The 11,259-nt window shown below is 69.3% G+C and carries 10 protein-coding genes; 3 read left to right on the top strand and 7 right to left on the bottom strand.

Annotated features, from left to right (window positions below; genetic code table 11):
- Nucleotides 1-85 precede the first annotated feature (85 nt).
- Nucleotides 86-310 carry a YbdD/YjiX family protein gene (locus tag ACP93_RS11380; protein WP_017909376.1) on the bottom strand — a complete coding sequence of 75 codons (225 nt, stop codon included), beginning with the start codon at nt 308-310 and terminating at the stop codon, nt 86-88.
- Nucleotides 310-2,391: a carbon starvation CstA family protein gene (locus ACP93_RS11375; protein ID WP_048490803.1), complete on the bottom strand. Its 2,082-nt coding sequence runs from the start codon at nt 2,389-2,391 to the stop codon at nt 310-312. The genes ACP93_RS11380 and ACP93_RS11375 overlap by 1 nt, the downstream gene beginning before the upstream one ends.
- 761 nt (nt 2,392-3,152) lie before the next feature.
- Here ACP93_RS11375 and ACP93_RS11370 point away from each other — a divergent pair.
- On the top strand, nt 3,153-4,013 hold the full coding sequence (locus ACP93_RS11370) for a pirin family protein (protein ID WP_048490802.1): 861 nt from the start codon (nt 3,153-3,155) through the stop codon (nt 4,011-4,013).
- 145 nt (nt 4,014-4,158) lie between these two features.
- Here the strand turns inward: ACP93_RS11370 and ACP93_RS11365 are convergent, their stop codons facing one another.
- The 3 genes from ACP93_RS11365 to nfi form a co-directional block, all read right to left on the bottom strand.
- Nucleotides 4,159-4,626: a hypothetical protein gene (locus ACP93_RS11365; protein WP_048490801.1), complete on the bottom strand. Its 468-nt coding sequence runs from the start codon at nt 4,624-4,626 to the stop codon at nt 4,159-4,161.
- A 358-nt stretch (nt 4,627-4,984) separates the two neighbouring features.
- Entirely contained in the window at nt 4,985-5,854 is an 870-nt protein-coding gene (locus ACP93_RS11360) for a pirin family protein (protein WP_048490800.1), read from the bottom strand.
- Nucleotides 5,855-6,181: 327 nt separating this feature from the next.
- The gene (nfi, locus tag ACP93_RS11355) at nt 6,182-6,889 is read right to left on the bottom strand and encodes a deoxyribonuclease V (protein WP_048490799.1); all 708 of its coding nucleotides are present in this window, start codon (nt 6,887-6,889) and stop codon (nt 6,182-6,184) included.
- A gap of 240 nt (nt 6,890-7,129) precedes the next feature.
- Between nfi and gpmA the strand changes: the two genes are divergently transcribed.
- Nucleotides 7,130-7,879, top strand: a complete 750-nt coding sequence (gene gpmA, locus ACP93_RS11350) for a 2,3-diphosphoglycerate-dependent phosphoglycerate mutase (protein ID WP_010342084.1) — start codon at nt 7,130-7,132, stop codon at nt 7,877-7,879.
- 36 nt (nt 7,880-7,915) lie between these two features.
- Nucleotides 7,916-8,167, top strand: a complete 252-nt coding sequence (locus tag ACP93_RS11345; protein WP_048490798.1) for an SHOCT domain-containing protein — start codon at nt 7,916-7,918, stop codon at nt 8,165-8,167.
- A 150-nt stretch (nt 8,168-8,317) separates the two neighbouring features.
- On the opposite strand, the gene ACP93_RS11340 is transcribed toward ACP93_RS11345, so the two are convergent.
- Both ACP93_RS11340 and ACP93_RS11335 read right to left on the bottom strand, forming a co-directional pair.
- Entirely contained in the window at nt 8,318-9,040 is a 723-nt protein-coding gene (locus ACP93_RS11340; protein ID WP_048490797.1) for a 4'-phosphopantetheinyl transferase family protein, read from the bottom strand.
- Nucleotides 9,041-9,251: 211 nt separating this feature from the next.
- Nucleotides 9,252-11,231, bottom strand: a complete 1,980-nt coding sequence (locus ACP93_RS11335) for a glycoside hydrolase family 127 protein (RefSeq protein WP_048490796.1) — start codon at nt 11,229-11,231, stop codon at nt 9,252-9,254.
- Between the last annotated feature and the right edge of the window lie 28 nt (nt 11,232-11,259).

Genomic DNA, 11,259 nt, shown 5'->3' with positions numbered 1-11,259 from the left:
CACCGCTGCGAGATCCGCCGGGCTCGCCGAGTACCTTCAGGCGCCCGCAACCAATCCCCAATCCCGACTCCCCAATCCCCGCCCCTCAACAACAGCGAAACCCGCTCTTGCCGCCATAGCGCGCCTCCTGGCGCTCGCGGAAGAAGGTCTTGTAGTCCATCGGCTCGCGGTCCGGATGCTTTTCCAGCATGTGCCGCACGTAGTTGTCGTAGTCGGGGATGCCGCAGCACAGCCGCGCGGTCTGCACCAGGCGCCGCCACAGCCGGCGATGCGCCTGGTACTGTCCGACCGGAACCAGTGCGCCAGCCATTACAGGTCCGCCATCTGGTGCGGCTGCAAGGCCACGTACGCGGTCTCGCGGTCGCTGCGCTGCGGGTTGCGGCGCGCGACAAGAATGGTCTTCACTGCGTAGACCAGTACCGCGAACACCACGCACAGGAACAGCACGGTCAGCCCGGTGTTGACGTAGGCATTGGTGACGATCTGCTGCATCTGCGCCACCGACTTGGCCGGCGCAGTGACGGTGCCGCTGGCGATGGCGTCCTGGAACTTGTGCGCCTGCGCCAGGAAGCCCTGCGACGGGTTGCTGTCGAAGATCTTGATCAGGCCGGCGTAGGTGGTGCAGATCAGCAGCCACACCGCCGGCACCGCGGTCACCCAGGCATAGCGGTCGCGTTTCATCTTGAACAGCACCACCGTGCCCAGCATCAGCGCGATGCCGGCCAGCATCTGGTTGGAGATGCCGAACAGCGGCCACAGCGTCTGGATGCCGCCGAACGGATCGACCACGCCGGTGTACAGCAGGTAGCCCCACAGCGCCACGCAGCCGGCGGTGCCGATGATGTTGGCGGTCCACGACTCGGTTTTCTTCAGTGCCGGGATGAAGTTGCCGAGCAGGTCCTGCAGCATGAAGCGGCCGGCGCGGGTACCGGCGTCCACCGCAGTGAGGATGAACAGCGCCTCGAACAGGATCGCGAAGTGGTACCAGAACGCCATCATCGCGTCGCTGCTGTTGGGGATGGCCTGGTGCAGGATCTGCGCGATGCCCACCGCCAGCGTCGGCGCACCGCCGGCGCGATGCAGGATGGTGGGTTCGCCGATCGCCGCCGCGGTGGCGGTCAACTGCTCCGGGGTGATGGCGAAGCCCCAGGTGGTGCTGATGTGGTGCGCGGCAGAGGCGACGTCGGCGCCGATCACCGCGGCCGGGCTGTTCATCGCGAAGTACACGCCCGGGTCGATGATCGAGGCAGCCACCAGCGCCATCACCGCCACCAACGATTCCATCAGCATGCCGCCGTAGCCGATGTAGCGCATGTGCGACTCGTTGGCGAGCAGCTTGGGCGTGGTGCCCGAGGAGATCAGCGCATGGAAGCCGGACACCGCGCCGCAGGCGATGGTGATGAACAGGAACGGGAACAGGCCGCCCTTCCACACCGGGCCGTCGCCGCTGGCGGCGAACTGGGTCAGCGCCGGCATCTTCAGCTCCGGCATCACCACCAGGATGCCGATCGCCAGGGCGATGATGGTGCCGATCTTGAGGAAGGTGGACAGGTAGTCGCGCGGCGCCAGCAGCAGCCACACCGGCAGCACCGAGGCGACGAAGCCGTAGCCGATCAGCATCCAGGTGATCTGCGTGCCGGTGAAGGTGAAGGCCGGGCCCCAGCTGGGATCGGCGGCGACCTTGCCGCCGAACCAGATCGCCGCCAGCAGCAGGATCAGCCCCACCACCGAAATCTCGCCGATCTTGCCGGGGCGGATGTAGCGCATGTACACGCCCATCAGGATCGCGATGGGCATGGTCGCGATCACCGTGAACATGCCCCAGGGGCTTTCCGCCAGTGCCTTGACCACCACCATCGCCAGCACCGCCAGGATGATGATCATGATCAGGAACGCGCCGAACAGCGCGATGGTGCCGGGCACCTGGCCCATCTCCTCGCGCACCAGGTCGCCGAGCGAGCGGCCGTTGCGGCGGCTGGACAGGAACAGCACCATGAAGTCCTGCACCGCACCGGCGACCACCACACCGACCACCAGCCACAGCAGGCCGGGCAGGTAGCCCATCTGCGCGGCCAGCACCGGCCCGACCAGCGGCCCGGCGCCGGCGATGGCGGCGAAGTGGTGGCCGAACAGCACGTGCTTGTTGGTCGGCACGTAGTCCAGGCCGTCGTTGTTGAGCACTGCCGGCGTGGCCCGGGTGGGGTCGAGCTGCATCACCTTGTCGGCGATGAACAGGCTGTAGAAGCGATAGGCGATCAGGTAGATCGACACCGCGGCCACCACGATCCACAGCGCATTGATGTGTTCGCCGCGGCGCAGGGCGATGGTGCCGAGGCAGAACGCCGCCAGGATGGCGAGTGCGGCCCAGGCCAGCTTGGAAAACCCTTTCATGCAGAACGCTCCCCCACGAGATTGCCGCAAGGGTCGCCCCGATGGCCTGGGGGGGTCAATGGTGGCGAGGGCCGAGGGGCTAGTACTTTGGTCGTAGACGGCCCTTGTGACGCACTTTAATGGGGACGGTCGCGTGGCAGCGACTTGAGCCCCTCTCCCCTCGGGAGAGGGGTTGGGGTGAGGGTACGGAGCGAAGCCCTCGCAACCCAGCCGTGCGCTACCGGACGTTGCACGAGGCTGCGCCCGTACCCTCATCCGCCCCTGCGGGGCACCTTCTCCCGGTGGGAGAGGGGAATTCATGGCCTCGAAGAGACAACGAGTCGTCGCAGAACGCTTGAGCCCCTCTCCCTCGGGAGAGGGGTTGGGGTGAGGGTACGGAGCGAAGCCCTCGCGAACTCTGTCCGCACCATGGGCAATGCATGAGGCTACGCCCGTACCCTCATCCGCCCCTGCGGGGCACCTTCTCCCGGTGGGAGAAGGGAATTCATGGCTCGAACAGATAACGAGTCGTCGCAGAACGCTTGAGCCCCTCTCCCCTCGGGAGAGGGGTTGGGGTGAGGGTACGGAGGCCAAGCCCTCGCGAACTCGGTCTGCACCATCGGCAATGCATGAGGCTTCGCCCGTACCCTCATCCGCCCCTTCGGGGCACCTTCTCCCGGGGGGAGGAGGGGCGCACGATGGAACGGTGGGTTGCGCCGGTCGCGGTTGGCCGCGCCGGCGGCGGCACCCATGGTGGGGATCTCATCAGGAGATCGGCCACCATGACCGCTGCCACCACCGTCGCCCCCGCGGGCATCCTGCGCGCCGTCCGCGGCCACGCCACCGCCGACGGCGATGGGGTCAGGCTGACCCGCGTCATCGGCGGCGGTGCGCTGCCCGAGCTGGATCCGTTCCTGTTGCTCGACGAGTTCGGCACCGACCGGGCCGAGGACTACATCGGCGGCTTCCCCAGCCATCCGCACCGTGGCTTCGAGACCGTCACCTACATGCTCGACGGGCGCATGCGGCACAAGGACAACCACGGCAACGAGGGCCTGCTGACCCCGGGCAGCGTGCAATGGATGACCGCCGGCCGCGGCCTGGTGCATTCGGAGATGCCGGAGCAGGAGCAAGGGCGTATGCGCGGCTTCCAACTGTGGGTGAACCTGCCGGCGCGCGACAAGATGACCGCGCCGCGCTACCAGGAATTCGCGCCCGAGCGCATCCCGGTGGCGCAGCCGGCGCCGGGGGTGACGGTCAAGGTGATCGCCGGCCAGGTCGGCGAGGTGCACGGCCCGATCGCGCAGCCGGCCACCGATCCGCTGTATCTGGACATCGCGCTGGACGCCGGCACGCGCTGGGCGTTCGCGCTGCCGTCCGGGCACAACGCCTTCGCCTACGTGTTCGAGGGCGAGGCGGCGCTGGGCGAGGGCGAGGCGGCGCGCGTGCTGCCGGCGCAGACGCTGGCCGTGCTCGGCGGCGGCGACCTGCTGCAGTTGCAGGCCGACGCGCAGGGCGCGCGGCTGATCCTGGTCGCCGGCCGGCCGTTGCGCGAGCCGGTGGCGCGGCACGGGCCGTTCGTGATGAACACGCGCCAGGAACTGATGCAGGCCTTCGTGGATTTCCAGGAAGGGCGCTTCTGAGGGCGTGCTTCGCGCCGTTTTAGTGCGAGGGTCTGTTTTCTCGTAGGAGCGGCTTCAGCCGCGACGGGCGTTCGCGGTCATGCTCCGTCGCGGCTGAAGCCGCGCCTACGACACATCTCAATCCATCGCGCAGTGTGCCGCGCCTTCAGCGCTCCAGTGCCAGGCTCGACTGGCGCATGTCCAGGCCCTGCACCAGCGACTGCAGGGTCTGCAATTCCTGGGTGTCGGCGGCGTCGATCCACACCTGGGCGAACTGGCCCTTCTTCAGTTCCGCGACCGCGATCCGGCGCGAGGCCAGGCCCGGCAGGTCGGCGCCGCCGAGGTCGGGCCGATACCAGTACACCTGCTCGCCGGCGATGGCGCCCTTTTCCTCGCGCAGCGTGCGCTGCAGCGGAATGTTCGGGTCGCGTGCGGTGAGCATCATGCCCAGCACCTGACGTCCGTCGGCGTCGCTGGCGCGGCAGACGATGAATCCCTTGTCGCTGCGCTCGTTCCATTGCAGTTTGCTCTGCGGCGGCAGCGGTGGGCAGTTCTGTGCCTGCTGCGCGATGGCGGCAGCGGCAGGCAACGCCGCCGCAGCGGTCAGCAGCGCCTTGCGCAAGAGTGTCTTCATTCGCGATGTTCCCCATACGCCGCGCGGCGACGCGTTCGATCCATACGCACGCCTGCGGCGTCGTCTGCGGGAGCGCCATCCTGTGCGGGATCCCGGCAGTGCATCCCCCGACGCAGTGCGTGTCCCCGTCTGCGGCCACGCGCGCGCGGCCGCATCTGCACCATAGCCCAGCGGGACCGTGCTGACAATTGGGATGCGAATTCCGGAATGTCCGCACACCCGGTACGGCGTGGCGGCACCCGCGGCAGCGGTCGTCACGCAGGGCGTAGGCGGGGATGCGGGCGTCAGTCGACGAGGAGCGGGACGAGAGCGAGCGGGCCACGCACCTAGGCGGCCCGATCTGGCGGCGACCGTGGTGTCAGCGGCCCGGTTCGGGCAACGGAATGAATTCCTGGTCGTCGCCCGGGATGGTTCCGAAGCGGCCCTCGCGCCAATCCTGCTTGGCCTGCTCGATGCGTTCCACCGAACTGGACACGAAATTCCACCACAGGTGACGCGGACCATCCAGCGGTTCGCCGCCCATCAGCATGGCCTTGAGCGGGGTCTTGGCGCGCAGCCGCCCGCGCGCGCCGGGCTCGGGCAGGACCAGGTGCCGTGCCGGAATGTCCACGCCGTCCAGTTGCGCTTCGCCTTCCAGGATGTACAGCGAGCGCTCGGCGTGCTGCGCGTCCAGGTCGATTTCCGCGTCCGCATCCAGGTCCAGGGCCACGTTGAGGGTGTCGGCAAAAACCGTCACCGGCGATTCCTCGCCGTAGGCGCGGCCGGCGATCACCCGCAGCCACACGCCGTCGCGGCGCTGCTGCGGCAGGCTGGCGGCGGCATGATGGTAGAACGCCGGTGCGGTCTCTTCCGCCGATTTCGGCAGCGCCACCCAGGTCTGCATGCCGTGCAGCGGGTGCGCATGCTCGCGCAGCGCGGTCGGCGTGCGTTCGGAATGGGAGATGCCACGGCCGGCGGTCATCCAGTTGACGTCGCCGGCACGGATCACCTGATCGGAGCCGAGCGAATCGCGGTGGCCGATCTCGCCGGACCACAGGAAGGTGACGGTGGCCAGGCCGATGTGCGGATGCGGCCGCACGTCCACGCCGTGGCCCGGCTCGAACACCGCCGGCCCCATGTGGTCGATGAAGACGAAGGGACCGACGCTGCGCGCCTGCATGCTGGGGACGGCGCGACGCACTTCGAAGCCGCCGATATCGTGGACGCGGGGGGCGATCAGGGTGGGCATGCCGGCGCTCGTGGTGGCAGGAACGGAGCGCAAGCTTCGCATGCGGATGCGTGGCACGGATGCCAGCCGCGCAAGACGCAATGTTCCGCGTGCCGCGGCGCCCTGGTGTGCGCCTCTCTTGCACAGGTGATGCGCGTTCGCAGATGCACATCGCGACACCACGCACGCTACTGCAGGAATCCACGCCCCCGTGCGGGGGGCGACCGATCGACGCCGCCGGCGGCGACAACGCCATGTGGTTTCAATCCAACGCGTCCGCCTCGGACGCGACACGACAGTGCAGGTGCGGCGAGCGCGCTTTCGCAGCCACGCCACCGGATGCCGAGGCTACAGCAAGCCCGGCTGGGCGATCGCCACCTCGCCGCGACGCGAGGCTAGCCGGTCGGCCAGCCGGGTCGGCTCCGGCAGGCGGTAACCGCGCAGATAGCGCTGGGTCCACTGCAGCGCGCTGTCCACCGCCACACGATGGCCGGGCGAGACGATCAGCGGATTGCAGCGCAGCTTGCTGCGCAGCGCCCAGCCGACCACCTCGCCGCGATGCACGATGGGACTGTGGTCGCCGGCTTGGGCTCCTGGCTCTTCGAAGCGGCCGGCGAGCAGGGTCTTGGCCACGCCGATGCTGGGCAGCCCGGTGACCACGCCGAAGTGCGCGGCGATGCCGAGCCGGCGCGGATGGGCGATGCCCTGGCCATCCACGAACACCAGGTCCGGGCGCTGCCGCAGCAACGCCAATGCCGCCAGCAGCGCCGGCAGTTCGCGGAAGCTGAGCAGGCCGGGCACATAGGCCATCGAGGTGGGCACGCGGGCGATCTCGGCCTGGTGCGGCTGCAGGGTCTGCGCGTCGAGCAGTACCGCGGCGGCGCGGGTGACCTGGCCGTCGTCCTCGAAGCCGACGTCGAAGCCGGCCAGCCAGCGCGGCGGGTCCGGGACCTCGTCCTGCAGGCTGACCTGGCGCGCCAGCGTCGCCTGCAGCGCGCGCGCCTGCACGATGCTGCCATCCCAATCGCCGAATACGGAGTGCGAAGAAGTGTCCATGCGCCGATGATCGCGCCGTGTTCGTGGCTGGGGTGTGGAGGGGCCGGGAGTGGGGATTCGGGAGTGGGGATTCGTAACAGCATGGGTCTCCAGCAGGTCGTGCGGCCCGGTGTGCCCTTGTCGCCAGCGACCGGCGGGGAACCGGCTCTGGCGAATCCCCACTCCCGAATCCGCAATCCCCGCCACCAGCTACAATCCAGGACCGCACGACCCACGCATCCCCCAACGGAGACCGTCGCAGTGACCCGCAAACTCGTACTGTTGCGCCATGGCCAGAGCCAGTGGAACCTGGATAACCGCTTCACCGGCTGGGTCGATGTCGACCTGACCGAACAGGGCCGCCAGGAAGCCGTGGCCGCCGGCCGGCTGATGCGCGAGGAGGGCCTGCAGTTCGACGTCGCCCATACCTCGGTGCTCAAGCGCGCCATCCACACCTTGCAGGGCGCGCTGAAGGAACTGGACCAGGACTGGCTGCCGGTGCACAAGAGTTGGCGCCTCAACGAGCGCCACTACGGCGGCCTGCAGGGCCTGGACAAGGCCGAGACCGCAGCCAAGCACGGCGAGGACCAGGTCAAGATCTGGCGCCGCTCCTACGACATCCCGCCGCCGCCGATGGACGCCGAGGATCCGGGCCATCCGCTGCACGACCGCCGCTATGCCACCCTGGACCGCAACGCGCTGCCGGCCACCGAGTCGCTGGCGACCACGCTCGAGCGCGTGCTGCCGTACTGGCACGACGCCATCGCGCCGCAACTCAAGGCCGGGCAGACCGTGCTGGTCACCGCCCACGGCAACTCGCTGCGCGCGCTGTACAAGTACTTGAACGACGTGTCGCGCGAGGAGATCCTCGAGCTCAACATCCCCACCGGCATCCCGCTGCTGTTCGAACTGGACGACAGCCTGCAGGTGCAGTCCTACCGTTACCTGGGCGATCCGGAAGCGGCGAAGAAGGCGGCCGAAGCGGTGGCCAACCAGGGCAAGGCGAAGTAAGCGCCAGGATCGGCGCGCGCTCGGCAGGAGGACGCAATGGGCGGATTCAGCATCTGGCACTGGCTCGTGCTGTTGGTCGTGCTCGCTTTTCCGCTGCTGATCGGTGTGGTGGTGTGGCTGGCGATCCGCGCGCAGCGGCGCCGGCCGGCGGTCGCGCCGCCGCCGCCGTTGCCGGCTGCTGCCTCGATGGAGCAGCGCCTGCGCGCGCTGGAGCAGTTGAAGGCGCAAGGATTGATCGACGGGGCGGAGTACGCACGCCGGCGCGCGCAGATCCTGGACGCGCTCTGAGCGTGTGACGCGCCGATGGGCGGCGCGTCGGCGCGGCCCGATGAGATCGCTGCCGAGATAGAGCGCATCACGAGGGCTCGCAATGCGAGGCGTGTCGCACGTCGCGTGTGTTACCGGCTCGGTGCGGCCACGTCGTGATGCCGCAACGCGCTACCAGACGCAACTGGTCAGCAGCATCCCGGGCTGCACGTCCACCCAGCGCAGGCGGTGCGCTTGCCCGGCCGGCAAGGCCGGCGCCAGCGGCGTGGCGATCCGTGTGTCTACGCTACCGCTGTCCGGGTCGCAGCCCTCGATGCGCAAGGCGTCGAAATCGAAGAAGCGGCCGACGGTCGCCGCCGCGGCCTTGTAGAAACTCTCCTTCGCCGAGAAGCCCAGGGTCAGCGCATACGGCCAGCCGCGGACATGGGCGAGCGCGGCCAGGGCGGCGCAGTCGCTGGCGTCCAGGGCCAGGCTACGGATCGCCTCGAGCTGGTCTTCCGCTACCACGCGTTCCACGTCCAGGCCGATGCCGTGCGCCCCTGCGGATGTCGGCAGGGCAATGGCGACCGCCAGGCCGTCGGTATGCGAGAGGCTGCCGAGGAAGCCGTCCGGCCAGACCGGTGCGCGGTCGGCGCCGATCGGCAGGTCGGTTGCCGTGCTGCCCGCGTCCCGCAGCGCGGCGAGTGCCGCGCGCCGTCCGGCCAGGTACTCGGCCTGGCGCTTGCGCACGCTGCGCGCGATCGACGCCGGCTGCTGCAGGCCATGGCGCTGGAAATCGTCGCTGTCGAAGGCATCGACGTCGAAGGGCAGCAGCCAGGCATCCGGCACGGCGATGCGGTGCGCGCCGAGGGCGATGCGGGCGAACGGCGGTGCGACAGGGGCCAAGGCATCCATGGTGCTAGCTTAGAGCGTGCGCTGGCTGTTGCGGGCGTGCGACGCCGCCCGAGGGGCGGCGCAGGCAGGCGTCGCTTCGTGACCTGCTTCCGCCACGATTGAACCCGGATGAGCTTGTCCCGTAGGAGCGGCTTCAGCCGCGACGGGCGTTATCGGGAACGCCTGTCGCAGCTGAAGCCGCTCCTACAGGAGATGTTCCGCAGCGTTGCCTTCAACCGTCGCTGGCGTCCACCCACACCCGCATCTCGCCCTCGCCGCGGTTGGCCCAGGCGAAGTAGGGCACGAAGGTCAGGGTCTGCGGCTGCCGTGCCGGCGGCGGCGCATCGTAGCGGTACAGCGGTGCGGTCGCGGCGTCGACGTGCAGGCGTTCGCCGCTGGCTTGCAGCAGCACCTGGCCGTCCAGCGCGCCGCTGCCGGGTACGGCCTGCAGCGTGGCGCTGGCCGGCAGGCGCAGCTGATGCAGGTCGGCGCCGTTGTCGGCCTGCTCCAGGCAGTACACCAGCGGCCCGCGCTGCACCGCGACCTTGCCGGCCAGGTGGCGAACCCGTGGGTGACCGCTGACCCGCATCGGCGGCATCGGCAGGCGCAACTGCAGGGTGTCGCCGGACTGCCAGCGCCGGCGCAGCACGCAGTAGCCGTGCTGGTGGTGCGCGTCGATCGCCACCGGCTCGCCGTTGAGCTGCAACTGCGGCGCCTGGCACCAGTCGGGCAGGCGCAGCGCCAGCGCCGCCTCCACCGGGGCGCTGCAGTCCACCTCGAAGGCGATCGTGTCCTGCCACGGATACTCGCCGCGCTGGCGCAGGGTCAGGGTTTGCCCGCCGACCTCGAACAGCGCGTCGCTGCCGACGTAGAGGTTCACGTACAGGGTGTCGTCGCGGCGGGTGTAGAGGTAGTGGCCGAGCGAGGTCAGCACTCGGGCGATGTTGGGCGGGCAGCAGGCGCAGCCGAACCAGCGTTGGCGCACCGGCTTGACGTGGTCGAAGGTGTGGTTGCCGTGCACCGTGGGCGGGTGCACTTCCAGCGGATTGACGTAGAAGAAGTGGCGCCCGTCCAGGGCCATGCCGCCCAGTACGGTGTTGTACAGCGCCCGCTCCATCACGTCGGCGTAGCGGCCGTCCGGCGCCAGCTGCAGCATGCGGTTGGCGAACATCATCAGCCCGATCGAGGCGCAGCTCTCGTTGTAGGCGGTGTCGTTGGGCAGGTCGTAGTCGACGCTGAAGGCTTCGCCGTAGCTCTGCGCGCCGATCGCCCCGGTCAGGTACATCTGCCGCTGCGTGGCGTTGTCCCATAGCCGCTCGCAGGCCGCGCGCAGGGTGGCGTCGCCGCTGTGCCGGGCCAGGTGCGCCACGCCCGCATACAGGTACACGAAGCGCACCGCGTGGCCGACCGCAGTGTCCTGCAGCGCCACCGGCAGATGCGCCTGGCTGTAGGCCTTGTCCTGGATCATCCAGGCCGGGCCGTGCCCGCCCCAGAAGAAGGTCTGGCCGCGCTTGGCGTACTCGGCGTCGTAGTAGTGCGGGGTGGTGCCGCGCTGTTCGACGAAGTAGCGCGCCAGCGCCAGGTAGCGCGCCTCGCCGGTGGCTTCGTACAGGCGCATCAGCGCCAGCTCGATCTCCGGATGCCCGGGGTAGCCGTGCAACTGCGTCGGGCCGGGTCCGAAAGTGGCGTCGATGTGATCGGCGAGCCGGCACACGATGTCGAGCAGGGCGCGCTTGCCGGTGGCCTGGAAGTAGGCCACGCCGGCTTCGATCATGTGCCCGGCGCAATACAGCTCGTGGCACTCGGCCAGGTTGCTCCAGCGCTCCTGCGGCGCCTTCACAGTGAAGTAGGTGTTGAGGTAGCCGTCGGCCTGCTGCGCGGCGCCGATCAGTTCGATGGTGGCGTCGGCATCGCGCTCCAGCGCCGGATCGGGATGCTGCGCCAGCAGGTAGGCCACCGCTTCCAGCCACTTGGCCACGTCGCTGTCCTGGAACACCATGCCGTAGAACGCACCGTCGCTGCGGCCGGCGGCGATGCGGAAGTTCTCGATGGCATGGCTGGGTTCGGCATCGGCGACGTTGTCGTTGAGCGCGTCCCACTGGTAGGGCAGCACCACCTCCTGCACCAGGCGCTGGTAGCGCTGCCAGAACGGATCGGCGATGCGCAGCTGGGCGAGCGGCAGTTCCGGGGACGGCACGGGCGAATGCGGCATGGAGCGGAAGTCCTGAAAGAGTGGGGGG

This window comes from Xanthomonas sp. NCPPB 1128 (genome assembly GCF_001043115.1).
Lineage (GTDB): Bacteria > Pseudomonadota > Gammaproteobacteria > Xanthomonadales > Xanthomonadaceae > Xanthomonas_A.
This window is presented reverse-complemented; position numbering and strand designations above follow the sequence as displayed.

Bases quoted from the DNA above. Each gene is read 5' to 3' on its own strand.
- ACP93_RS11375 (WP_048490803.1), bottom strand. From the start codon at position 2,391: ATGAAAGGGTTTTCCAAGCTGGCCTGGGCCGCACTCGCCATCCTGGCG.
- ACP93_RS11360 (WP_048490800.1), bottom strand. From the start codon at position 5,854: ATGCCCACCCTGATCGCCCCCCGCGTCCACGATATCGGCGGCTTCGAA.
- nfi (WP_048490799.1), bottom strand. From the start codon at position 6,889: ATGGACACTTCTTCGCACTCCGTATTCGGCGATTGGGATGGCAGCATC.
- ACP93_RS11335 (WP_048490796.1), bottom strand. From the start codon at position 11,231: ATGCCGCATTCGCCCGTGCCGTCCCCGGAACTGCCGCTCGCCCAGCTG.
- ACP93_RS11340 (WP_048490797.1), bottom strand. From the start codon at position 9,040: ATGGATGCCTTGGCCCCTGTCGCACCGCCGTTCGCCCGCATCGCCCTC.
- ACP93_RS11380 (WP_017909376.1), bottom strand. From the start codon at position 310: ATGGCTGGCGCACTGGTTCCGGTCGGACAGTACCAGGCGCATCGCCGG.
- ACP93_RS11370 (WP_048490802.1), top strand. From the start codon at position 3,153: ATGACCGCTGCCACCACCGTCGCCCCCGCGGGCATCCTGCGCGCCGTC.
- ACP93_RS11345 (WP_048490798.1), top strand. From the start codon at position 7,916: ATGGGCGGATTCAGCATCTGGCACTGGCTCGTGCTGTTGGTCGTGCTC.
- ACP93_RS11365 (WP_048490801.1), bottom strand. From the start codon at position 4,626: ATGAAGACACTCTTGCGCAAGGCGCTGCTGACCGCTGCGGCGGCGTTG.